Annotated in this window: 2 protein-coding genes; both read left to right on the top strand. The window is 62.0% G+C overall.

The features are described from left to right. The coding region (locus EOA85_RS34980; RefSeq protein ID WP_164760122.1) for a DUF72 domain-containing protein at window positions 1-382 on the top strand (382 nt) is incomplete at its 5' end. Between the two features lie 96 nt (window positions 383-478). Further along, a partial coding sequence (locus EOA85_RS34975; protein ID WP_164760121.1) for a GGDEF domain-containing protein occupies window positions 479-1551 on the top strand: 1073 nt, incomplete at its 3' end.

Genomic DNA, 1551 nt, shown 5'->3' with positions numbered 1-1551 from the left:
GCGCCATGCGGTGGAGGTGCGCAACGACAGCTTCGTCGTGCCGGAATTCGCCGCCCTGGCGCGCAAATACAAGGTCGCGATCGTCTATGCCGATCACGCCAAATATCCAGGGATCGCCGACATCACCGGCGATTTCATCTATGCGCGGCTGCAGACCGGCAGCGACGACAATCCCGACTGCTACACGCCGAAGGGGCTCGATGAGTGGGCGGCGCGTGCCAAAACCTGGTCAGAAGGCAAGGCGCCAGTCGACCTGCCGCGCGTCGACCCCTCGACCGACGCAGCGGTAAAACCGCGTGATGTGTTCGTCTACTTCATCACCGAGGGCAAGGTCCGCGCACCGTTCGGCGCCATGGCGCTGATGAAACGCGTCACAGGGTGACGATCTCGAATTGTGACACCTTCACCGCCGTCGTAACCTTATCGATACCTACTTGCTGCATGAATCCGCGGAGCTAAGGCAGCCGCGGGTTAGGGCATGTCGCTTGACTACCACTCACTTCTGCTGGCTGTCGGTTTTTCCGCCGCCTGCCTGAGCCTGACATTGTTCGGCATCTGGCTGACCGCGCGAACTGAAAAGTTTCTGCTGACATGGGCGATCAGCGCTTTGTTGATCGTCGGCGACGTTGTTATCTACAAGGACTATATCGAGACGCCCGGACGCATTCTCGGCATCGCGACGTTCGCTCTGCTCCTGGTTGGGTTCTCGACCATGCTGGGCGCCGCCTACCAGTTCAGGAGCGGCCGGTCGCCGATCCCGCTGACGGTTCTCGGCAGCTGCATCTCGCTGGCCCTGGCGCTGCCGCCGATGGCGCTCGGCTATGACGGGCTCGGCTTCATGTTCGAAAATTTCCTCGCCGCCCTGCTTCTATTTGCAACGGCCTATCAGTACTGGATCGGGCGCGCGGAAGCCCCTGTCCCGATCATCGGCCTTACCGTGCTCTACTCGACCACCGGCATTTCCTTTGTGCTGTGTGCCATGGCTCTTGCATGGGATGGGAAGCTTGTCCTCGGACATGCGCCCAGCAACTGGGCCGAGGATCTGAGCCTCGTCGTGGTCATCGCCAGCATGACCGGTATCGGCGCCCTTTCGCTGGCGCTCAACCAAGGCCGTCTGGCTCGGCATCACCGTCTGGATGCGCTGACCGATCCGCTGACCGGCCTGCTCAATCGTCGCGCTTTGTTCGACCTCAATGGCGGCGCTCCGATCGGGGCTTTCACGGCTGTGGTCGTGTTCGACCTCGACGGCTTCAAGGCCATCAACGACGAATTCGGCCACGCCACGGGCGATCAGGTGCTGAAAGTGTTTGCCGAGGAACTGGTCGAGAACCTTCGCCCGACCGATGTCGCCGCGCGCATGGGCGGAGAGGAATTCGCGCTGGTTCTGAAGCGCACCCTGCCCGAAACGGTGGAATTCATCGCCGAGCGTATACGCACCGCCTTCGCCGCGCGCGTCATCGCGACCGAAACCCGTCCCCTGACATGTACGGTCAGCGCCGGATACGCTTTCGGCAGCAAGGACGGCATAAGCTTCGACAAGGTGCTCAGCGC

It is taken from the genome of Mesorhizobium sp. M5C.F.Ca.IN.020.29.1.1 (assembly GCF_003997375.1).
In the GTDB taxonomy this organism is placed as follows: Bacteria; Pseudomonadota; Alphaproteobacteria; order Rhizobiales; family Rhizobiaceae; genus Mesorhizobium; species Mesorhizobium wenxiniae.
The sequence above is the reverse complement of the archived record's forward strand: the minus strand, read 5'-3'. Positions and strand labels throughout refer to the sequence as shown.